The 20,663-nt window shown below is 63.2% G+C and carries 18 protein-coding genes and 2 pseudogenes; 8 read left to right on the top strand and 12 right to left on the bottom strand.

The features are described from left to right. The 7 genes and pseudogenes from JaAD80_RS31580 to JaAD80_RS18395 all read right to left on the bottom strand — a co-directional run. Window positions 1-450 (bottom strand): annotated as a pseudogene (locus JaAD80_RS31580) (hypothetical protein); the annotation flags it as partial. Window positions 451-711: 261 nt separating this feature from the next. After that, window positions 712-867, bottom strand: a pseudogene (locus JaAD80_RS32025) (zinc ribbon domain-containing protein); the annotation flags it as partial. Between the two features lie 291 nt (window positions 868-1,158). After that, complete coding sequence (locus JaAD80_RS18415) at window positions 1,159-3,420, bottom strand: YgiQ family radical SAM protein (protein ID WP_219726847.1); 2,262 nt, start codon at window positions 3,418-3,420, stop codon at window positions 1,159-1,161. Window positions 3,421-3,658: 238 nt separating this feature from the next. Beyond that, window positions 3,659-3,940, bottom strand: coding sequence for a DUF4404 family protein (locus tag JaAD80_RS18410; RefSeq protein WP_102296150.1), 282 nt, complete (start codon window positions 3,938-3,940; stop codon window positions 3,659-3,661). An 11-nt stretch (window positions 3,941-3,951) separates the two neighbouring features. Further along, window positions 3,952-4,164, bottom strand: a complete 213-nt coding sequence (locus JaAD80_RS18405) for a VF530 family DNA-binding protein (protein WP_102296148.1) — start codon at window positions 4,162-4,164, stop codon at window positions 3,952-3,954. A gap of 109 nt (window positions 4,165-4,273) precedes the next feature. Beyond that, window positions 4,274-6,418, bottom strand: a complete 2,145-nt coding sequence (locus tag JaAD80_RS18400; RefSeq protein ID WP_102296146.1) for a M3 family metallopeptidase — start codon at window positions 6,416-6,418, stop codon at window positions 4,274-4,276. Between the two features lie 239 nt (window positions 6,419-6,657). Continuing rightward, complete coding sequence (locus JaAD80_RS18395; protein WP_180979468.1) at window positions 6,658-8,838, bottom strand: M3 family metallopeptidase; 2,181 nt, start codon at window positions 8,836-8,838, stop codon at window positions 6,658-6,660. A 252-nt stretch (window positions 8,839-9,090) separates the two neighbouring features. Here JaAD80_RS18395 and JaAD80_RS18390 point away from each other — a divergent pair, with 252 nt between their 5' ends. Next, entirely contained in the window at window positions 9,091-9,474 is a 384-nt protein-coding gene (locus JaAD80_RS18390) for a DUF6404 family protein (RefSeq protein WP_102296144.1), read from the top strand. Between the two features lie 8 nt (window positions 9,475-9,482). Here the strand turns inward: JaAD80_RS18390 and JaAD80_RS18385 are convergent, their stop codons facing one another. Next, complete coding sequence (locus tag JaAD80_RS18385) at window positions 9,483-9,701, bottom strand: SlyX family protein (protein ID WP_070290273.1); 219 nt, start codon at window positions 9,699-9,701, stop codon at window positions 9,483-9,485. A 155-nt stretch (window positions 9,702-9,856) separates the two neighbouring features. Between JaAD80_RS18385 and JaAD80_RS18380 the strand changes: the two genes are divergently transcribed. Beyond that, the gene (locus JaAD80_RS18380; protein ID WP_219726846.1) at window positions 9,857-10,255 is read left to right on the top strand and encodes a type II toxin-antitoxin system RelE/ParE family toxin; all 399 of its coding nucleotides are present in this window, start codon (window positions 9,857-9,859) and stop codon (window positions 10,253-10,255) included. After that, entirely contained in the window at window positions 10,252-10,608 is a 357-nt protein-coding gene (locus JaAD80_RS18375) for an addiction module antidote protein (RefSeq protein ID WP_102296142.1), read from the top strand. Before JaAD80_RS18380 ends, JaAD80_RS18375 begins: the two co-directional genes overlap by 4 nt. A 7-nt stretch (window positions 10,609-10,615) precedes the next feature. On the opposite strand, the gene JaAD80_RS18370 is transcribed toward JaAD80_RS18375, so the two are convergent. Further along, a complete protein-coding gene (locus tag JaAD80_RS18370) occupies window positions 10,616-12,676 on the bottom strand; it encodes a UvrD-helicase domain-containing protein (RefSeq protein ID WP_102296140.1) in 2,061 nt (686 codons plus the stop codon). A gap of 209 nt (window positions 12,677-12,885) precedes the next feature. On the opposite strand from JaAD80_RS18370, the gene JaAD80_RS18365 reads away from it, so the two are divergent. Continuing rightward, complete coding sequence (locus tag JaAD80_RS18365; protein WP_102296139.1) at window positions 12,886-13,371, top strand: SRPBCC family protein; 486 nt, start codon at window positions 12,886-12,888, stop codon at window positions 13,369-13,371. A 9-nt stretch (window positions 13,372-13,380) separates the two neighbouring features. Here JaAD80_RS18365 and JaAD80_RS18360 read toward each other — a convergent pair whose 3' ends face one another. Both JaAD80_RS18360 and JaAD80_RS18355 read right to left on the bottom strand, forming a co-directional pair. After that, window positions 13,381-14,502: an HD-GYP domain-containing protein gene (locus JaAD80_RS18360; RefSeq protein WP_258003076.1), complete on the bottom strand. Its 1,122-nt coding sequence runs from the start codon at window positions 14,500-14,502 to the stop codon at window positions 13,381-13,383. A gap of 188 nt (window positions 14,503-14,690) precedes the next feature. Continuing rightward, on the bottom strand, window positions 14,691-16,139 hold the full coding sequence (locus tag JaAD80_RS18355; RefSeq protein WP_102296137.1) for a dihydrolipoyl dehydrogenase: 1,449 nt from the start codon (window positions 16,137-16,139) through the stop codon (window positions 14,691-14,693). Between the two features lie 129 nt (window positions 16,140-16,268). Between JaAD80_RS18355 and JaAD80_RS18350 the strand changes: the two genes are divergently transcribed. Continuing rightward, window positions 16,269-17,159, top strand: a complete 891-nt coding sequence (locus tag JaAD80_RS18350) for an ArgP/LysG family DNA-binding transcriptional regulator (RefSeq protein WP_102296135.1) — start codon at window positions 16,269-16,271, stop codon at window positions 17,157-17,159. 1 nt (window position 17,160) lies between these two features. Here the strand turns inward: JaAD80_RS18350 and JaAD80_RS18345 are convergent, their stop codons facing one another. Further along, on the bottom strand, window positions 17,161-19,200 hold the full coding sequence (locus JaAD80_RS18345) for a primosomal protein N' (RefSeq protein WP_102296134.1): 2,040 nt from the start codon (window positions 19,198-19,200) through the stop codon (window positions 17,161-17,163). A gap of 406 nt (window positions 19,201-19,606) precedes the next feature. Here JaAD80_RS18345 and JaAD80_RS18340 point away from each other — a divergent pair, with 406 nt between their 5' ends. The 3 genes from JaAD80_RS18340 to JaAD80_RS18330 all read left to right on the top strand — a co-directional run. Continuing rightward, window positions 19,607-19,774, top strand: a complete 168-nt coding sequence (locus tag JaAD80_RS18340; protein WP_102296132.1) for a Flp family type IVb pilin — start codon at window positions 19,607-19,609, stop codon at window positions 19,772-19,774. 79 nt (window positions 19,775-19,853) lie between these two features. Continuing rightward, window positions 19,854-20,402 carry a prepilin peptidase gene (locus JaAD80_RS18335; protein WP_102296130.1) on the top strand — a complete coding sequence of 183 codons (549 nt, stop codon included), beginning with the start codon at window positions 19,854-19,856 and terminating at the stop codon, window positions 20,400-20,402. Between the two features lie 24 nt (window positions 20,403-20,426). After that, window positions 20,427-20,663: SAF domain-containing protein (locus JaAD80_RS18330; RefSeq protein WP_258003075.1), on the top strand; the 237-nt coding region annotated here is incomplete at its 3' end.

Genomic DNA, 20,663 nt, shown 5'->3' with positions numbered 1-20,663 from the left:
AGGCTCGGCCGCCTTGGCGCCATCGAGCAGCGGATCGCTGATGGCCAGCGGCGCGTCGGCTGCCGCTGCCGCTTCGACCGGCGTTGCCGGTGCGGTGACGACGGCTTCCTGCGGCGGCACGGGCGCGGCTGGCGTGCCGGACATGTAATAGAAGCCGCCGGCCGCAGCCAGCACCACCACGGCAGCGACGGCGGCGATGATCACCTTGTTCTTGCCGCCCGGCTGGCTGCCGGACGGTACATCGGCCACCTTGGCTGGGGCGGACTCTGCTGCTGGCGCGGCTGGTGCGGGCGCAGGTGCGGGCCGTGGATCGGCAACACGCTTTTCCAGGACGGGCGGCGGCGGTGTCGGCTTGCTCAGGCTGGGGGGCGCGGCTGCCGGGACAGGTGCCGGTGCCGCTGCAGGAGCAGCTTCAATCGCCGGCTCGGGTATTGGCTCAGGCAATGGCACAGGTATTGCCTCAGGCGTTGGCTCAGGTATTGCTTCAGGCGTTGGCTCAGATGCTGGCTCGGGCAATGGCTCAGCTGCTGGCTCGGGCACAGGCTCTGCCGCTGCCACGCTCACCGGCGCAGGCGCGGGATCCGGCAGCACCTTGGCAAGCGGTGCCGCCACTGGCGCCATCACCGGCTCTGGCAGCGGCGGCGCTACTGGCGCAGCGGCGAGCGCCGGGAGCGTTGGCGCGGCGGCAAAACTGAAGGCGCACTTGGGGCAGAACTTGGCATCCGGCTTGCAATCGTGGCCGCACTGGCCACAGGATTTGCCGGGTGCCGATGGCGGAGCGGCAGGGGCGGCAGCAAACGTCGTACCGCAGGAGGAACAGAATTTGGCGCCCGGCTTATTCTCGGCCTGGCAGGATAGGCATTTCAATTGGCATCTCTCTCATCTAAACGCTGGGAGCCGGGTACGCTGGCGATTGCCAGAATGGCAGCATTGTTGCCGTACGGCTAAATATCCAAGAAGTATATTTTCAAACACCAAGTTGCCACAAGGGAAAATTGCCTTTTGCTCTATTCAATTTTTAAATATTGGTAAAAATCCCGTCGCCCTCCGCGATTTGCGCCCTATATTGGTGCAAAGAAATAAAAAAACCCGGCAACGCAGTTGGCGTTGCCGGGTTTTTGATGGGGATGCCCTGGGGCCGGGAACGGCGCAGAACGCTTACTTGCGTCCGCCCCGCGCCGGCGCGCCATGGCCGCCCTTGGCCGGCGGCTTGCCGCCACGGCCCAGCGGCGCGGCGGCGGGCTTGGCTTTCGTCTTGATGGTCGACAGGATAGACGGGCGCACTTTCGACTCGACGGCCGTGGCTTTCGACGCGGCGGCCGTACCACCCAGGGCGATACGGTTCTTGCCGGGCGTGACCTTGAACTTGTCCGGCGTGCCGGCGCCATGCGTCTGGCGGCTGCGTTCGCCAGCTGCCAGGCCACCCGATTCGGACGAGGTCCAGGCAGGAATCAAGTGCTTGTCGCCATTGCCGATCAAGTCGCCACGGCCCATGTTCACCAGCGCTTCGCGCAGGATCGGCCAGTTGGCCGGGTCCTGGTAGCGCAGGAAAGCTTTGTGCGTGCGGCGGATCTTGCCGCTGCGCGCCGTTTCCACCACTTCCGAATCCGCGGTCACCTTGCGCAAAGGATTCTTGCGCGTGTGGTACATGGTCGTCGCCATGGCCATCGGCGTGGGCATGAAGGTTTGCACCTGGTCCAATTTGAAATTGTTTTTCTTCAGCCACAGGGCCAGGTTCAGCATGTCCAGGTCCGTCGTACCCGGATGGGCGGCGATGAAGTAGGGAATCAGATACTGCTTCTTGCCTGCTTCCAGCGAGAAACGGTCGAACATTTCCTTGAACTCGTCGTAAGCACCGATGCCGGGCTTCATCATCTTCGACAAGGTGCCCTCTTCCGTGTGCTCGGGCGCGATTTTCAGCAAGCCGCCCACGTGGTGCGTCACCAGTTCCTTCACATACTCGGGCGAACGCACGGCCAGGTCGTAGCGCAAGCCCGAGCTGATCAGGACCTTCTTGATGCCGGGAATGGCGCGCGCCTTGCGGTACAGGGAAATGAGCTTGCTGTGATCGGTGCCCAGGTTGACGCAGATGGACGGGTACACGCAGGACAGGCGGCGGCACGAGACTTCGATCTCTTTTTCCTTGCAGGCCAGGCGGTACATATTCGCCGTCGGGCCACCCATATCGGAAATGGTACCCGTAAAGCCTTTGGTTTTATCGCGGATATGTTCGATTTCGCGCAGGATCGACGGTTCCGAGCGGCTCTGGATGATGCGGCCCTCATGCTCGGTAATCGAGCAGAAGGTGCAGCCGCCGAAGCAGCCGCGCATGATGTTGACGGAAAAGCGGATCATTTCCCAGGCGGGGATATGCGCCTTGCCATAGCTCGGGTGCGGCGCGCGCGCGTAATTCATGTCGTACACGCCATCCATCTCGTCCATGGCCAGCGGCAGCGGCGGCGGATTGAGCCACACGTCGCGTTCGCCGTGCGCCTGCACCATGGCGCGCGCATTGCCGGGATTCGATTCCAGGTGGAACACGCGCGAGGCGTGCGCGTACATGACGGGGTCATCCTTGACGACGTCGTAGGCGGGCAGGCGCACCACCGTCTTGTCGTGCTTTTCCTTGGCCATGGCCAGGCGCTCTTCGCGGCTCATGATGCGGATCGGCTTGATGACTTCGGCCGATTTCGACGCATTTTCCGTGGCGCAGGCGGTCTTGTCTTCCTGCACCATCTCGTACGGGCTGTAGTGCGGATCGATCTTGCCGGGCACGTCGACGCGGGTGGAATTGTGCACGCCCCAGTCGTCGCCCGGCAGCCAGCCGGACGGCACCATGAAGGCCGTGCCGCGCAAGTCGCGGATATCCTTGATCGATTCGCCGGCGGCCAAGCGGTGCGTCAGGTCGACCAGCGCCCGCTCGGCATTGCCGAAAATCAACAAATCAGCCTTGGAATCGGGCAGGACGGAACGGCGGACCTTGTCCGACCAGTAATCGTAATGGGCGATGCGGCGCAAGGACGCTTCGATGCTGCCGATGACGATGGGCACGTCGGGATACGCTTCGCGGGCGCGCTGGGCGTACACGGTGACGGCGCGGTCCGGGCGTTTGTTCGGTTCCGCGTTGGCCGTGTAGGCATCGTCGGAGCGGATCTTGCGGTCGGCCGTGTACTGGTTGACCATGGAATCCATGTTGCCGGCGGTAATGCCGTAGTACAAACGCGGCTTGCCGAGGATGCGGAAAGCGTCGGCCGACAGCCAGTCCGGCTGGCTGATGATGCCGACGCGGTAGCCCTGCGCTTCAAGCAGGCGTCCCACCAGGGCCATGCCGAAACTCGGATGGTCAATGTAGGCGTCGCCCGTGACAAGGATGACGTCGCACTGGTCCCAGCCCAGGACGTCCATCTCGGCACGCGACATCGGCAGGAAAGGCGCAACGGCAGCGCGGGCAGACCGCTTGGGAACGGTCGCAAATAAATTGGTAGGGGAGCTCATAGGGTACGGATTGTACCGGAATTGGCCATTTCCAACCTGACGGCCTGCTTTTTACTGTTGGATTTCAGTACAAAAAACGTTTATTTTTCAATTACTTGGGTCAGACCCGCCGGGGCAATGCACCCCAGTGGGGCGCATTGCGATCGCGCAGCGACTGACCCGATCAGATACCCATGTTGGCCAAAATCTCACCCAACTCCCGCAGCGCCGGCTCCAGTTTCGGATGCTTGACGGCAAACTTGGCCGACAATTCCTGGCTGCGCTCGGCCAGGCCGTAGGTGGTCGATTCCGCTTCTTCCTGCTCTTGCGCGGCGCGCTTTTCCAGCAGCAGCTGGATGTCGCCATCGAGTTTTTGCAGCAAACCATGCAGCTCCTCATCCACAGGGTCGCCGGACGCGATGGTCGATTGCAGCTGTTGTAACGATTCCTTGAGTTTGCTATCCATGTTTCTTCCTGTCAGTCAGTAAATTGCGTGTCCAGGAACAATTGCTCCACCTTGCTCCTGGCCCACGGGGTCTTGCGCAAAAACTTCAGGCTCGACTTGACGCTGGGCTCGCTGATGAAGCAATTGATGTCGATGTGCTTGGCCAGGCCTTCCCAGCCGTAGTGGGCTTGCAGACGCGTCACGATTGCTTCCAGGGTAATACCATTCAAATCTTGCTGACTCATATACTCTTTCGACTGCCTTCTTATTTACATCTTACTCAATTCTACGCCGCCGGCGCGTAAAGCTTGCGTGCGCCAGGTCAACGCAACGCAAGCTTCTGATGAGGACGCCTTACTTGGCGTTCAAGCCACGGCGTTCCAGCAGCGGTTCGACGGTGGCGTCGCGGCCACGGAAGTCACGGAACAGCTGCAGCGCATCGACGCTGCCGCCGCGCGACAGCAGTTTAGTACGGAACCAGTCGCCGTTCTTGCGCGTCAGGCCGCCGTTTTCCTTGAACCAGTTGACCGATTCCGCGTCCAGCTTTTCCGACCACAGGTAGGCATAGTATGCCGCCGAGTAGCCGCCCGAGAAGCTGTGCGAGAAGTACGCCGTGCGGTAGCGCGGCGGCACGGGCGCGTAGTCGACGCCCGCATCCTTCAGGGACGCCGCTTCAAAGGCCAGCACGTCGGTCGGGATCTGGCTTGGCGCCAGCTGGTGCCAGCGCTGGTCCAGCAGGGCCGCCGACAGGTATTCCGTGGTCATGAAGCCCTGGTTGAATTTCTTCGCCGCCGTCACCTTGTCGAGCAGTTCCTGCGGCATGGCCGCGCCGCTCTGGTAGTGCTTGGCGTAGTTTTGCAGCACTTCCGGCCAGATGGCCCACATTTCATTGACTTGCGACGGATACTCGACGAAATCGCTTGGCACGCTGGTACCGGCAAAGCGCGGGTATTTCACGTTCGAGAACATGCCGTGCAGCGCATGGCCGAATTCGTGGAACATGGTCGTCACCTCATCGAAGGTCAGCAGGGTCGGCTGGCCTGCGGGCGGCTTCGGAATATTCAGCTGGTTGGCGATCACCGGATGCGTGCCCATCAGCGACGACTGCGACACGTATTCATTCATCCACGCGCCGCCGTGCTTGTTGCCGCGTGCATAGAAGTCGGCGATGAACAGGGCCAGCGGCTTGCCATTGGCGTCCGTCACGTCGTACACGCGCACGTCCGGGTTGTACACCGGCAGATCTTTACGCTCCTTGAAGCTGATGCCATACAGTTTGTTGGCGGCAAAGAAGACACCGTTGTTCAGCACGCTATTCAATTCCAGATACGGCTTCAGCTCGTTTTCATCGAAATTGAAACGCTGCTTGCGCAGCTTGTCAGTGTAGATGGCCCAGTCGGCGGCCGCCACCTGGAAGCCGCCCTTTTCCGCATCGACGATTTGCTGCAGGTCGGCCGCTTCGCGGCGCGCGTTGGCCACGGCCGGCTTCGCCAATTCCGACAGCAGGGTGTTGACGGCCGTGGTCGTCTTGGCCGTCTGGTCTTCCAGCGAATACGCGGCGTAGTTGGCGTAGCCGAGCAGGGTAGCCCGTTCGGCGCGCAGTTTCGCCAGCTTCAGCACGATGGCGCGGTTGTCGAACTCGCCGCCCTGGCTGCCGCGGTTCAAGGAGGCATCCATCAGGCGCTGGCGCGTCTTGCGGTCCGTCAGTACTGCCAGCGGCGGCTGGCCGCTGGTGTTGACCAGGGCGATGACGAACTTGCCGTTCAAGCCGCGTTCCTTGGCGGCCGCGGCGGCCGTATCGATATCGCTGTCCGTCATGCCGGCCAGTTCGGCGCGCGTGTCGACAACGATGCTCTTGGCATTGGTTTCCTTCAGCACGTTTTGCGCGAAGGCCGTTTCCAGGCCCGCCTGCTCGGCGTTGTAGGCCTTCAGCTTGTCCTTATCCGCGTCGGACAGTTTGGCACCGGCGCGCACGAAATCCGTGTGATAGCGTTCCAGCAAGCGCAAGGATTCGGCATCGAGGCCCAGCTTGTCGCGCTTGGCGTACAGGGTGTCGATGCGGGTAAACAATTTCGGGTTCAGGGTGATGGCGTCGCCATGCGCGGCCAGTTTCGGCGACACGTCCACTTCCACCGCTTCCAGCACGCTGTTGGTGTTGGTCGAGGTCATGTTGCTGAAGATGCTTTGCACGCGGTGCAGCAACTGCCCCGTACGCTCGAGGGCCACGATGGTGTTTTCAAACGTGGGCGCCTGGCGGTTATTGGCGATCGCATTGACTTCGGCCAGCTGGCGCTTCATGCCCTCGGCAAAGGCCGGCGCATAGTGCTCATCCTTGATCAGGCCGAATTGCGGCATCTGGAACGGCAGCGGGCTGGCTTTGAGCAGGGGATTCTGGGCGCTGACGGCAGCGGCAGGTGCGGCGGCGGCAGCCAGGGCGGAAGGAGCGGCGTGGGCCAGCATGATGCTGGCGGCGATGACGAGCAGTTGTGGACGGATCATGACATCTTTCTGGAAGCACGGAGAAGAACCGCGATCGCATCGCGGGCCAGTTGCAGATCATAGCAGCCTGTCACACAAGCGTCATCCAGCATGGGCGATCCTGTGGCGCAGCACGCCAAATGCGCGGTTTACCACGGTTGACGAGGCGATTCGCCAAATAAAAATGGCCGCCAAATGCTTGGCGGCCATTTTCATCCACCCGGCATGGTCGCCGGGAAGAGCACGATTTACTTGCCGGCTTATTTGCCGTTCAGGCCACGGCGTTCCAGCAGCGGCTCGATCTTCGCATCGCGGCCGCGGAAGCTGCGGTAGATGTCCAGCGCATCGGCGCTGCCGCCGCGCGACAGCAGTTTAGTGCGGAACCAGTCGCCGTTCTTGCGCGTCAGGCCGCCGTTTTCCTTGAACCACTCGACCGTGTCGGCGTCCAGCTTTTCCGACCACAGGTAGGCGTAGTAGCCGGCCGAGTAGCCGCCCGCGAATGCGTGCGAGAAATACGTGGTGCGGTAGCGCGGCGGCGCCGGCGCGAAATCGACGCCCGCATCGGCCAGCGCGGCCTTTTCAAAGGCCAGCACGTCGGTCGGGATCTGTGCCGGGGTCAGCTGGTGCCAGCGCTGGTCCAGCAGGGCCGACGCCAGGTATTCCGTGGTCTTGTAGCCCTGGTTGAAATTGTCGGCCGCCGTCACTTTCGCCAGCAGTTCAGCCGGGATGGCCGCGCCCGTCTGGTAGTGCTTGGCGTAGTTTTGCAGCACTTCCGGCCACAGCGCCCACATTTCATTGACTTGCGACGGGTATTCGACGAAGTCGCGCGGCACGCTGGTGCCGGCGAAGCGCGGGTATTTCACGTTCGAGAACATGCCGTGCAGCGCATGGCCGAATTCGTGGAACATGGTGTTGACTTCGTCAAACGTCATCAGGGTCGGCTGGCCCGCTTCCGGCTTGGGAATGTTCAGGTTATTCGCGATGACCGGCTTGCGGTTCAGCAAGCCCGACTGGCCCACATAGGCATTCGCCCAGGCGCCGCCGCGCTTGTTGCTGCGCGCGTAAGGGTCCAGGGTGAAGATGGCCAGCTGCGTGCCGTCTTCATTGAAGACGTCGTACACCAGCATGTCGGCTGTGTACACCGGCAAGTCGGTACGCTGCTTGAAGCTCAAGCCGTACAACTTGCCAGCGGCAAAGAACACGCCCTTGGTCAGCACGCTGTTCATTTCAAAGTACGGTTTCAATTGCGTTTCGTCAAAGTTGTAGCGTTCGGCGCGCACTTTGTCGCTATAGAAGGCCCAGTCGGCGGCGCCCACTTTGAAACCGCCTTTTTGCGCATCGATGACCTTCTGGATATCGTCCGCTTCACGGCGCGCATTGACGACGGCCGGCTTGGCCAATTCGCCCAGCAAGGCGTTCACGGCGGTGGTGTTTTGCGCCGTCTGATCTTCCAGCGAATATGCCGCGTAGTTCGGGTAGCCCATCAGTGCGGCACGTTCGGCGCGCAGTTTCGCCAGTTCCAGCACTTCCTGAGTATTGTCGAACTCGCCGCCACGGCTGCCACGCGCTTGCGAGGCGGCCATGATGCGTTCGCGCAAGGCGCGGTTGGTCAACAGCGACAATGGCGCCTGGCCCGTCGTGTTGACGAGGGCGATCACGTATTTGCCGTCCAGGCCGCGCTTCTTGGCCAGGCCGGCAGCCACTTCGATGGCGGCCCGCGACAGGCCGTCCAGCTCTTCGCGCGTGTCGACAACGACGGCCGAGGCGTTCAATTCCTTCAGCACGTTCTGTGCGAACTTGGTCGACAGGGCTGCCAGCTGGCCGTTGTAGGCGCGCAGCTTTTCCTTGTCGGCGGCCGACAGCTTGGCGCCAGCGCGCACGAAATCGGTGTTGTAACGTTCCAGCAAGCGTTTCGACTCCGCATCCAGGCCCAGCTTGTCGCGTTTGGCGTACAGGGTGTCGATGCGCTTGAACAGCTTGTCGTTGAGCATGATCGCGTCGCTGTGGGCGGCCATTTTTGGCGCCAGCTCGCGTTCCAGGCCCTGGATCGTCTCATTCGTGTTCGAACCCGACATCACCGAAAACACGGTGCGCACGCGGCTCAGCAGCTGGCCCGAGCGTTCCATGGCCACGATGGTGTTGTCGAACGTGGCCGCTTTCGGATTGTTGGCGATGGCGTTGATTTCGGCCAGGTGGGCGGCCATGCCTGCCGTAAAGGCGGGCGCGTAATCAGCGTCCTTGACCTTGTCGAACGGCGGGTAGTTGAATGGCAGGCTGCTGGCCTGCGCAAACGGGTTCGACGCGGGCAGTGCCGTCGCCGCGGTAGCGGTGGCCTTGGCGGTAGCGGCGGTGGCTGGCGCGGTGGTGGCGGTAGCGGCAAAAGCGGCGGCTGGTGCCAGCATCAGGCTGGCGGCGATGACGAGCAGGGTTGGACGGGTCATGTCTTCTTTCAAGAAACGCAAGAGAGCCGCGATTGTGTCGCGGGCCAGCCTGAAATAATAACAGCCAGAAACACTTGCGTCACCCGCAATGACCGATGGTAGCGATACAACCGTACATGAAAGGTTTTCATGCCCTATCATCGCGCATGCGTTCCCCTGCGGCAAGTCCAGGTCCATGCCATGGAAATGCCTGTCTGTCCGCTTGCGTTTCTGGCGTATAGTATCCATTCGGCAACGATATACGGAGAAACTATGAGCTTTGAGCAACGTAAGGCACGCGCGCTGGAACTGTTGAGCAGAACGGGCATGGCCCGTAGCCACTATGCGCCGCCGCTGGTGCGTCTGTTGTGGAAGGCCGGTGTGCAGGTGCCGCCGCCGCATTTCCAGTCCTTCCTGCGCACCACGCTCGGCGCCGGACTCTGGTTTGGCACGTGCTGGGCCCTGTTCATGTGGGTCTTTTTCGGCTTGCGGGCCGATGCCGCCACCCCGCTATCGCCCTTCGCGGCGCTGGTCGGCGCCTGCGTGGCCGGTGGCCTGTTTGGCATCGCCATGGCCAGCTTCTATGCGCGCGAACGGCGCAAGCACCAGTTGCCGGCATGGACCGCGCTGGACGAGCAAAAGGCGTCGCCAGCCTAGTTCCGGTCTCAGTAGTGCGGCGGGCGTTCGTTGACCAGCCCGCCATTGGCCTGCTGCGCCCCGTCGCGCACGTGTTCGCCCAGCTTGTGCAGCATCGCTTCAAGCTGGTCGATGCGCTTGCCCTGCTGGTACACCATCTGGTTCAGCGACTCGACCAGGTCTTCCTGCTGCGCCAGCTTGATTTCGATATCGACGAAACGTGTTTCCATCTGTTCTGCATTGTCCATGGTGCTCATTCCTGACTGAAAGGGGGCATTCTACCGCCGCGGCGGCGTGCGCCAGGACAAACAAGCGGCATTCTTCCCGGTGCGGCGCCGATTCCTGCCTATTCTCTCCATATGGCTGCGTCAAACCGCTTGACGAATGAGAACAAACGATTACAATGATTGAACCAACACCAACACCAACCGAGCCACTGCTGATCGACACGCGCAAGACGGCCGAATACCGGCGCTGGGAAGACTCCCTGCACGACGTGGCGGCGGCCGCCATCGATGCGCGTATCAAGCACTTGCAGCACGGCAAAAAGGGCGACTGGCGCGCGGTGGGCGAAGGCGTGTGCGAACTGCGCTTTTTACAGACCGGGCCTGGCTGGCGCGTGTATTTTCACGAAACCAATCTGGGCACCCTGATCTTGCTGCTGCTCGGTGGCAATAAATCGAGCCAGCGGCGCGACATCCAGCAGGCGCAGGCGATACTCAAGACATTGAAGGCCATGCAGGCGGCCATCCGGAAACAGAAAGCGGCGGCCAGCCCACCCACAGGAGCACGCAAAAAATGAGCCAGGATATCTCCCACGACACCTTCGACCTCGACGACCTGGAAGCATTAGGGCTGAGCAAATTTGACCCGACGCAACACCTGACGAGCAAGGAAGCCGTGGCCGCCTACATGAGCGAAATCGTCGCCACCGGCAACGCGGAACTGTTTCAATCGGCCATGAATGACGTGGTGCGCGCCTACGGCATGGGCAAGGTGGCGGCCAGGGCCGACATCACGCGCGAAGGCGCCTATAAAGCCTTGCGCGCAGGCAGCAAGCCGCGCTTTGACACCATTTTAAAGATGCTCGATGCGCTGGGCATGCAGCTGGCCATCGTGCCGAAGGCCACGCCGGACGGCGGCGTGGAAGCCTGAACGCCGCTTAGCCTTTCGGCGCGGCCAGCAAGGCCTTCATGCGCGCCAGGCGTTCTTTCGGCGATATCACTTCCGCTTCCGTCGGCACGGCGTCGCCCACGTCGAGCTGCATTTCCTTGATGAAGCGCGACGGGTCGCAATGCACCTGCTCGCCGGCCCGCTTGCGCTTCTTGCACCACGTGACGTGCAAGGTGCGCTGGGCCCGCGTAATGCCCACGTACATCAGGCGGCGCTCTTCCTGGATGCGCGCGGCGATGGTTTCGGCGGGCGCATCGGCGTCGCCCTTGTGCGGCAAGATGCCCTCTTCCACGCCGACCAGAAACACGTGCGGGAACTCCAGGCCTTTCGACGCGTGCAGGGTGGACATGCGCACGGCGTCCTGCTCCTCGTCCTTGCCCTCGAGCATGGTCATCAGGGCCACCATCTGCGTCAGTTCCAGCACGTTCTTTTCTTCGCCGTCGCGGTCCTTGCCGCCCCGGCCCCGTTCCTTGAGCCAGTTGACGAATTCCAGCACGTTCTGCCACTTGCTTTGCGCCTGGCGTTCCTCGAAGGCATCGTACAGATACGATTCGTAGTGGATTTCCTTCATCATGTCGTCCAGCACTTCGGCCGCGTTGTCGCCGCTGCCGGCCGCGCCGGGACGGCTGGCGCGCGATTCGAGGTCATTGATGAAGTTGCAGAAGTCGCGCAGCGGTCCCAGCTGGCGGTCCGTCAGCTTGGCCTCGATGCCGCCCTTGAACACGGCCTGGAACAGCGAACACTGCCACTGCCCCGAGAACGCCCCCAGCACTTCCAAAGTCGACTGGCCCACGCCACGGCGCGGCGTCGTCACGGCGCGAATAAATGCCGGGTCATCGTCTTCATTCGCCAGCAGGCGCAGGTAGCTGATGATGTCCTTGATCTCGGCCTTGTCGAAGAAACTCTGGCCGCCCGAGATGGTGTACGGAATGCGTTCCTTGCGCAAACACTGCTCGATGATGCGCGCCTGGTGGTTGCCGCGGTACAGAATCGCGTAATCGGAAAATTTGTTCTTGCGCTCGAAATGGTCGGCCGAGATCATGATGGCCACCTGTTCCGCCTCCTGCTCGTCCGTCTGCATGCCCAGCACCTTGATCGGCTCGCCCAGGCCGTGCTCGGACCACAGCGACTTTTCAAACAGCTTCGGGTTATTGCCGATGACGGCATTGGCCGCGTTCAGCACGCGCATGGTGGAGCGGTAATTCTGCTCCAGCTTGATCACCTTCAAATCGGGGAAATCCGTCTCCAGCGTCTTCAGGTTTTCCACGGTGGCGCCGCGCCAGGCGTAGATGGCCTGGTCGTCGTCGCCCACGGCCGTAAACATCGGCTTCTTGCCGATGCCCGTCACCATCAATTTCACCAGTTCGTACTGGCAGGTATTCGTGTCCTGGTATTCATCGACCAGCAGATAGCGCAGGCGCCGCTGCCACTTGTCGCGCACGGGGCCGTTGTTGCGGAACAGTTCCACGGGCAGGCGGATCAGATCGTCGAAATCGACGGCCTGGTAGGCGGACAGGGTCGCCACATAGCTGCGGTAGATGCGCGCAGCGTTTGCCTCGTCCTCATCCTTGGCTTGCGCCAGCGCCATGTCCGGATCGATCAGGCCATTTTTCCACAGCGACATGGCGTTCTGGATGCCCCGGATAATCTGTTTATCGGTGGTAATGGCCAGGTCTTGCACCAGCGAAAAACAATCGTCGCTGTCCATGATGGAAAAGCGGTCCTTCAGCCCCACGCCATTGGCTTCCTGGCGCAGGATTTTCACACCCAGCGAATGGAAGGTCGATACCGTCAACTGTTTCGCCTGGCGCGGTTGTTTCAACAGCTTGGCGATGCGCTCCTGCATTTCCAGCGCCGCCTTGTTGGTGAAGGTCAGCGCGGCGATGGTGCGCGGGTCGTAGCCCCGGTCTTCGATCAGGTGGGCGATCTTTTGCGTGATCACGCGCGTCTTGCCCGAGCCGGCGCCCGCCAGCACCAGGCAGGGGCCGTCGAGGTAGGTAACCGCTTCGCTTTGGGGAACGTTAAGACCGAATTGTGGCGCTTTGGACATCAGGGTATTTCCGGAGGGAACAGCAGTCCATTGTAACAGCGTCGCGCCCGCCTTTTGCACCTTGGCGCCTGCCTGAAAAACTGGCAATGGCATTGATATATCGCCATATGCCGCCATCTTGGGGCATTCAATGCGTGCGGCGCGGCCATGCCTGGAGTACCATTCCGCCTATATCGCGCACGCGCACTCCCTTACCGAATGGCAGTCCTATGAAATTTGAACACCTGATTGAAATTAACGATCCGCTCAACCCGCTGATCGACACCTTGAGCCTGGAACAAGTGTGGCGCGGCCTGGTCTTGCGCGCCGAATCGCCGAAACTGTTCGTGCCGCACCTGGACGAGTGCAAGATCAGCGAACATAGCGATACCGGCTTCTGCCGCAGCCTGCGCTATGGCGAGCTGGTCATCAACGACAAGGTGGTGCTGGTGCCGCAGCTGCAGGTGCGTTATGAAGTGCCGGCGCAGAAAGATATCAGCGCCTCGTCGCTGGTGATGACCATCGAAATGCCCGACGAAGCGAGTCTGTGGGTGCGCTTCCAGTACGACGACGGCCACGACGCGGCCACCGATGCTGCCAACGTCATGTACGACGACTTCCGCCGCTCGGCCTACAAGGAGTCCGATATCGACACCGTGCGCATCATGCGCGAACTGGCGCTCGAAGGCCGGCTCGATGCGGGCTTGCTGAATTAAACTCATGCATTAAATTCGTGCGCTGCGGCCCCATAGCTGGTCGGGGCGGAATTGCAGGCCCGCCTGCTCCGCGCTGAGCACTTCGCGGATGGCGTGCAGATCCACGCGCGTGTCGCGCCGCAAGGGCACGTCGAGGCGCGCGCCGCGCGGGCCGATCAGCGACTGCACGTGCGGCGTGGCCGCGCTCAGGCCCTTGCGCGTGACGACGCCGATTTCCCCATTGAGCAATTTGACGAAGGTGCCGACCGGGTAAATGCCCAGCTCGCGCACCAGCAGCGATGCCAGCGGCGCGTCCAGGGTGGCCTTGTCCGCCATCAGCATTTCACGCAGGGCCGCGTTTGGCAGCAGGGGCTTGCGGTAGCTGCGCGCGGAGACGCGCGCGCAATAGCGGTCGGCCAGCATGATCAGGCGGGCGCCCACGCCGATATCGGCGCCCTTGATGCCCAGCGGATAGCCGCTGCCATCGATGTTTTCATGGTGCTGCAGCACGGCTTGCAGCCAGACGCCATCCGAGACGCCGGCGGCGCGCAGCAGGTTGACGCCCGTTTGCGGATGGGCGTGGATGTAGGCGCGCTCGTCCGCGTCAAGCGGGCCCTCCTTGCGCTGGAACTGCGCGTGGCGCCCCAGCATGCCGACATTCATGCTGAGCGCTGCCAGCAGCACGCTGCGCACGGCACCGTCCTCGAGTTTCAGGGCGCGCGCCAGCAGGGCCGTGATGACGGCCGTGTCGACGCTGTGGCGCACGGCAAAGTCGCCCGCGCCCTGGTTGTGCAGGATGCAGGCCAGCGCCACGTCGGCGTCCAGCGCGACGGCCTCGTCCACCAGTTGCGCCAGCGGCGCCAGCTGCTCGTGCGCCAGCGCTTGCCCGGCGGCGATGGCCGGCAAGACCAGCGCCAGCCCTGCCGTGACCAGGTTCAGCATGCGCAGCGACGAGGGTGCCTCTGTTGGCGCGCGCGGCGCGTCGTCGCTGGTATCGGCGATGACGCCGCGCGCCAGCAGCAGTTCAAGCTGCGTCTCGCTGCTGATCACGTGGCCCAGCCTGGCCAGCAGGCTGCCCGTCTCGCCGTACACGTCCCAAGGCAGGGCCAGGCCCAAGGCCAGTTCCCCCGCGTCAATGCGCCGAATCTTCACATCGTCTCCGTGTCATCGCCAGCCGCTCTCCCTTGTACCATTGCGGCGTTGGCGGCATGAACCATTTGAAATGTTTTTTGCTTTTAATCAATATTTCAATATGGCAGCGATGATCGCGTAATCATGTGAGCTTGTCTACATAATTAATGAAATCGCAAAGTTGCAACAAATTTTCATTCGCTTGTCATTCAGACGCCGGGCGAGCAGTCTGCGCAGCCGGGCGCGTGTTCCGGGTCTTTTTCCAGGTGCAGCGCCAGTTCGCGCAGCGCCGTGCGCACGCCTTCCTCGATGACGGGGTGGTAGAACGGCATGTCGAGCATGGCCGGCACCGTCAGCTGCGCCTGGCACGCCCAGGCCAGCAGATGGCCCAGGTGTTCCGCCCGTGGGCCGATCAGCTCGGCACCGAGAAAACGCTTGCTGCCGAATTCCGCATACACGCGCAGCAAGCCCTGGTTTTGCAGCATCACGCGGCTGCGGCCCTGGTTGCCGAACGACACGGCGCCGACGGCGAAGCGGCCCGCGTGGCTCACGCACAATTGCTGGTAGGTGGCGCCCAGGGTGGCGATCTGCGGCTCCGTGAAGGCGATCGTCAGTGGCGTGCGGCGCAGGCCCGGCTGCACGTCGGGAAAGCGCGCCGCATTCTCGCCGGCGATGCGGCCTTCGTCGGCCGCTTCCGGCAAGAGCGGCAAGACATTGTCGGCGTCGCCCGCGATGAAAATGGCGCTCTTGCCGCACTGCATGGTGCGCTGGTCGTGCAGGGGAATGCCGTGGCGGTCGAGCTCGATCTGCGCCGTTTCCAGGCCGATCTGGTCGACGTTCGGGCGGCGGCCGATGGCGGCCAGCACATACTCGAACTGCTCGGTTTTTTCCGCGCCGACGTCATCGCGACTGGTCAGCAGGATACCGCTGCCGTCCGGCGTTTTTGCCATGTGCGCGACCTTGGTCATGAAACGGATATCGAGTTCGCGCGCCAGCACGGCGTCCGCCTCGCGCAGCACCAGCGGATCGGTCAGCTGCGCGACTTTATTGCCACGCGCAAACAGCGTCACGCGCACGCCCAGCCGCGCCAGCGCCTGGCCCAGTTCCAGCCCGATGACGCCGCTGCCCACCACGGCGACGGACTTGGGCAAGTCCGTCCACTCGAACACGGCGTCGCTGGTGATGACGCGCTCGCCCGCCGCCTGCCACTCGGGCGGCACGATGGCCGTGGAACCGGTGGCGATGACGACACTGCCAGCCTCGACGATGGTATGTTCATCCACCTGCAATGTGCCGGGGGAAATAAAACGCGCATGGCCGCGCAGCTTTTCTTCGTCGGGGACGGCATTGACGCCGTCGAGCACGAAGCCGACAAAACGGTCGCGCTCGCTGCGCACCCTGGCCATCACTTGCTGGCCATCGATGCGCACGGGTCCCGGATGCACGCCAAAGCCGGGCGCGGCAGCCACCGCATGGGCCGCCTCGGCCGCCGCGATCAACAGTTTGCTGGGCATGCAGCCGACCCTGGCGCAGGTCGTGCCGTAGGGTCCGCTTTCGATCATCAGCACGCGCTTGCCCTGCATGCGCGCCGCCTTGTGCGCCGTCATGCCGGCCGTGCCGCTGCCGATCACGGCCACATCCACTTGTATCGTCTTCATGCTGCTGTTACTCCCATATACATTGCTCACAGCGTTCGATACTACCCGTTTGCCGAAAATAAGGTTTTACTTTGCTGCAATATATGCATTAGTATAACTAATCATTTCCAAAATTTATAAGCTGAGCTAATGGGATCACTTGATTATCGCGCGCTGGCCGTGCTGGACGCCGTTGCCAGCCATGGCAGTTTCGACAAGGCCGCGCTGGCCCTGGGCATCACCCAGTCAGCCGTCTCGCAGCGCATCAAGGCGCTGGAAGACGCCAGCGGGCGCTTGCTGATCATCCGTGGCCAGCCGGCCGTGCCGACGGGACTGGGGCAGCGCCTGATCGTGCATCACCGCAACGTCAAGCTGATGGAAGCGTCGCTCGACATCGACCTGGGCAACAGCGTCAGCATGCCGGAAATCGCCATCGCCATCGATGCCGACAGCCTCGCCACCTGGTTCCCCGACACCTTGACCGCCCTGCTGGCGCCGCCGCGCTGCCAGCTCGACGTGCGCCTGGCCGACAGCGATGCCGCCTTGCAGATGGTGCGCGACGGCACGGTATTTGGCTGCGTGGCGGCCTCCTCCGGCACGGCGATCGATGCGGCGGCCGCCACCAGCGTCACGCCGCTGGGTACCATGCGCTATGTCTGCGTGGCCACACCCGTGTTCGCGGGCCACTGGTTTGGCGATGGGTTTATTGCCGAGGCGGTACAACTGGCGCCGGCCGTGGTGGGCCAGCACGGCTTGCTGGCGCGTTTTCTCGCGGAACAACTGGAGATGCACGAACCGTTTCCGCACCACACCTTGCCCGTGGAAGCGGCACGCCGCGGCTGCGTGCAGGACAGCCTGGCCTACGGCCTGATGCCGCAGCGCCTGGCCGCGCCGGCGCTGGCGACGGAGCGCCTGGTCGATCTGTTGCCGGGCCGCACCCTGGACGTGCCCCTGAGCTGGCATGCCTGGACCCTGGACACGCCGTTTACCAAGCTGCTGTCGGAGCAGATCGTCAAGTCAGCGCGCGATTACCTGATGTGATTTAAATATCCAGCGGGTCCACTTCCAGCGACCATTTCACGCGCGTCTTCATGCCGCGCAATTGAGTGAGCCATTCTTTCAGGAACGCTTGCAGCGCGGGGCGCGAGGCCGATTCCAGCAGCAGTTGGGCGCGGTCGACGTTGTAGACGCGCGTCATGCTCATGGGAATCGGATCGTTGATGGTCACTTGCGGGTGTTCCATGCATTCCTTGGCCGCCTGCAGGAACTCGATGGCCGTGGCCAGCTCGGGCGCCTCGGCGCGCAGCAGGGCCTGGAACAGATACGGCGGCAGCGCCGCCTGCGCCCGCTCTTCCAGCAAGGTGGTGGCGAAGTGGTCGTAATCATGGTTGACGACGGCGTCGTACAACGGATGGCGCGCATAGCGCGTCTGGATCAGCACTTCGGAAACGCTGCCCCCTTCCGTCTGCGCGGCCCGTCCGGCGCGGCCCGCCACCTGCATCAATTGCGCGAACAGGCGCTCGCTGGCGCGGTAATCCTGCGAGAACAGGGCCGTGTCCGGGTTCAAAATGCCCACCAGCGTCAGCTTTTTGAAGTCATGCCCCTTGGCCACCATCTGCGTGCCGATCAGAATATCCACTTCGCCCCGGTGCACGGTGTCGAACGCTTCCTGCGCGCTGCCCTTCTTGCGCGTCGAATCGGCATCGATGCGCAGAATGCGCGCCTCGGGGAACAGCTGCTGCAGTCCCTCTTCCACGCGCTGCGTGCCGCGTCCCAGCGGCTGCAGGTCGACGTTGCCGCAGGTAGGGCAATGGCGGGGAATGCGCAATTCCAAGCTGCAATGGTGGCAGCGCAAACGGTGTTCCGGCTTGTGCAGCACCATGAACGAGGTGCAGCGCGTGCAATTGCTGATCCAGCCGCACGACTCGCAGCAGATGACGGGCGAATAGCCGCGCCGGTTCAGGAACAGCAGCGACTGCTCGCCACGCTCCATGCGCAGTTTTAATGCGGCCACCAGGTGCGATGTCAGCCCGTCTTTCGGCTTGTCGCGCTCCATGTCGAGTATCTTGACACGCGGCAACACCGCATTTTTCACGGCCCGCTCGCGCAGCTCCAGCTTGCGGTAGCGTCCCGTCTGCGCATGGTGCCAGCTTTCCAGCGACGGCGTGGCCGAACCGAGCACGATGGGGATCTGCAATTGCCAGGCGCGCCACACGGCCAGGTCGCGCGCCGAGTAGCGCAAGCCTTCCTGCTGCTTGTACGACGGGTCGTGCTCCTCGTCGATGACGATCAGCTTGAGTTTCGGCATCGATGCGAGGATGGCCAGGCGCGTGCCGAGGATGATGCGCGCCTGGCCCTGGTGCGCGGCCAGCCAGTGCAGCATGCGCTCGCCTTCGGACAGGCTGCTGTGCAAGGTGGCCAGCATGACGCCGGGAAAGCGCGCGCGGATATTGCCTTCCAGCTGCGGTGTCAGGTTAATTTCCGGCACCAGGATCAGGATTTGCGCATCGTCCTCGCGCGCCAGCACCTGGGCGCAGGCTTGCAGATACACTTCCGTCTTGCCGCTGCCCGTCACGCCGTACAGCAGGGTCGGCTGGAACCCCTGCGCGCCGCCGATGGCGTCGGCCGCTTCCTGCTGGGCGGCATTGAGCGCCGGCATGTTCAACGGCGTGCCGTCATGCGCGTCGGCCAGCTTGGCCAGTTTCTTGATGGCGCGGTCCAGCGCCACGGTGGTCAGCACGCGCAAGTTCTTCGGCAAGCCCGGCAAAGCCACTTCACCGAGCGGACGCTGGTAGTAATCGGCGGCAAAGGCGGCCAGCGCCAGCCACTGCTGCGACAGCGGCGCCAGCTGGCTGCGCACGGCCAGCACGTCCTTCAGCTTGGCATCGGGCACGTCCGTGCTGTCGGCCACGCCAACGATCAGCCCCATCACTTCCCGCCGGCCGAACGGCACCAGCGCCAGCTGTCCCACCTGTGGCAGCGCGGCGTCGGCGCCGCCGTTCCAGCGGTAGTCGAACAGGGCGTTCAGGGGCGTGTCGAGCGCAATTTTCAAAATGCATTGCGGCGTGGGGCACTGCGGCATGGATGGGGCCTATCTCAATCAGGGGCAAGAACAACGCGCGGCGTGGCGTCCGGTGCCGGCGCATGCGCCAGCCGGCCATGATACTAGCTCCGCCCGGCAAACACCTAGCGGGACGCGCCCGCCCAATGCAATAGTTATCTGAATTATCACTAAAAATAACAGTGTTATTGCCGCGCCAGCGGGGCTGCGGCCCCTGGTACAAATGTCCTGCGCGCTGGCGGCAAAAAGGGGCCGATTGTACCAAGCGGAAAGTGACCTTTGTGGGATGACCGGCCCGCACGCGCCGCCTATAGTTAGCGCTTCGGCAATTTCTGGCAACGCCGCCAGGGCACCGAAGCAGTGCCTGCCCGGCCTCGATCCCGCCTGGCGCAGGCCCTGCACATCCCTCACTCACAAGGAAAACAGCATGCAAGCCATTCAACGATTCATCCAGAACGAAGACGGCGTCACGGCCATCGAATACGCCCTGATGGCAGCCCTGATCGCCACCGCGCTGATCGCCGCCGTCACCATCCTCGGCGATGGCATCAAGGCCGGCTTTACCGCCGTCGTCAATAAAATGACCGTCGCCTGAGTCGTGCCTGCCCGGGCGCGCAGCGCGTCCGGGTCTCTCGCCCCACCGCCTTCGCCGCAGAGTCCCACCGCTGACCGCCATGTCCCTCCTGTTTGCCATCTCCGTGCCCACCTTGCTGCTGGGTATCTTGCTCGCCTGCGCCGTCTGGCACGACGTGCGCGAGCGCCGCATTCCCAACGCCCTGGTGGCCGGCGGCGCCGTGGCGGCCGTGCTGCTGCATGTCCTGCTGACGCCGGCAGGCGGCGGCCTGGGCGCCTTGAACGCGCTGGCGGGCATGGCGCTGGGGCTGGGCTTGCTGTTGCCCATGTACATGCTGCGCACCCTGGGTGCGGGCGACGTCAAGCTGATGGCCATGGTGGGTGCCTTTATCGGCCCCCAGCAAGTGCTGTCGGCCACTTTGCTGACCCTGCTGGCCGGCGGCGTGCTTGCCCTTCTCGTGGCCGCCTGCACGGGCGTGCTGCGCCAGGTGCTGGGCAATGGCTACCGCATGCTGTTGCACAGCATGGCGCGCGGCCTGGGCGGCGGCGATATGCGCCTCGATGCGCTGCCCGCCGTCAGCGGCAAGCTGCCGTATGCGCTGGCCATCGCGGCCGGCACCTTGCTGTCCTTTTTCTGGAGTGTCGCATGAGGAAGTTTGCATCAGGAGAACTGCATGAAGCATAGCCGCGCCATCGCGCTGATCGTGCTGGCCCTGGTGGTGGCGCTGGCCGCCACCCTCGTGGCCCTGCGCTGGGTCCATGCCCAGGCGGCGCCCGTCAGCAGCAAGGTCGCCGTGGCGCAGGTCGACTTGCCCCTGGGCACGCGCCTGGCGCCCGACATGATCACCCTCATCGACTGGCCCGCCAACGCGCTGCCGCCCGGCGCCATCGGCGACGCCACGCTGCTCGAG

Origin of the sequence: Janthinobacterium sp. AD80, assembly GCF_002878455.1 — a bacterium.
GTDB lineage: Bacteria > Pseudomonadota > Gammaproteobacteria > Burkholderiales > Burkholderiaceae_D > Janthinobacterium.
Note: the sequence above shows the minus strand (reverse complement) of the source record. Positions and strands in the feature narration are given on the sequence as shown.

Excerpts from the sequence above, each read along its gene's own strand:
- JaAD80_RS18350 (WP_102296135.1), top strand. The coding sequence starts at position 16,269 with ATGGGATCACTTGATTATCGCGCGCTGGCCGTGCTGGACGCCGTTGCC.
- JaAD80_RS18380 (WP_219726846.1), top strand. The coding sequence starts at position 9,857 with ATGATTGAACCAACACCAACACCAACCGAGCCACTGCTGATCGACACG.
- JaAD80_RS18410 (WP_102296150.1), bottom strand. The coding sequence starts at position 3,940 with ATGGATAGCAAACTCAAGGAATCGTTACAACAGCTGCAATCGACCATC.
- JaAD80_RS18400 (WP_102296146.1), bottom strand. The coding sequence starts at position 6,418 with ATGATCCGTCCACAACTGCTCGTCATCGCCGCCAGCATCATGCTGGCC.
- JaAD80_RS18395 (WP_180979468.1), bottom strand. The coding sequence starts at position 8,838 with ATGACCCGTCCAACCCTGCTCGTCATCGCCGCCAGCCTGATGCTGGCA.
- JaAD80_RS18405 (WP_102296148.1), bottom strand. The coding sequence starts at position 4,164 with ATGAGTCAGCAAGATTTGAATGGTATTACCCTGGAAGCAATCGTGACG.
- JaAD80_RS18370 (WP_102296140.1), bottom strand. The coding sequence starts at position 12,676 with ATGTCCAAAGCGCCACAATTCGGTCTTAACGTTCCCCAAAGCGAAGCG.
- JaAD80_RS18355 (WP_102296137.1), bottom strand. The coding sequence starts at position 16,139 with ATGAAGACGATACAAGTGGATGTGGCCGTGATCGGCAGCGGCACGGCC.
- JaAD80_RS18340 (WP_102296132.1), top strand. The coding sequence starts at position 19,607 with ATGCAAGCCATTCAACGATTCATCCAGAACGAAGACGGCGTCACGGCC.
- JaAD80_RS18365 (WP_102296139.1), top strand. The coding sequence starts at position 12,886 with ATGAAATTTGAACACCTGATTGAAATTAACGATCCGCTCAACCCGCTG.
- JaAD80_RS18375 (WP_102296142.1), top strand. The coding sequence starts at position 10,252 with ATGAGCCAGGATATCTCCCACGACACCTTCGACCTCGACGACCTGGAA.
- JaAD80_RS18335 (WP_102296130.1), top strand. The coding sequence starts at position 19,854 with ATGTCCCTCCTGTTTGCCATCTCCGTGCCCACCTTGCTGCTGGGTATC.
- JaAD80_RS18345 (WP_102296134.1), bottom strand. The coding sequence starts at position 19,200 with ATGCCGCAGTGCCCCACGCCGCAATGCATTTTGAAAATTGCGCTCGAC.
- JaAD80_RS18385 (WP_070290273.1), bottom strand. The coding sequence starts at position 9,701 with ATGGACAATGCAGAACAGATGGAAACACGTTTCGTCGATATCGAAATC.
- JaAD80_RS18415 (WP_219726847.1), bottom strand. The coding sequence starts at position 3,420 with ATGTCGCGTGCCGAGATGGACGTCCTGGGCTGGGACCAGTGCGACGTC.
- JaAD80_RS18390 (WP_102296144.1), top strand. The coding sequence starts at position 9,091 with ATGAGCTTTGAGCAACGTAAGGCACGCGCGCTGGAACTGTTGAGCAGA.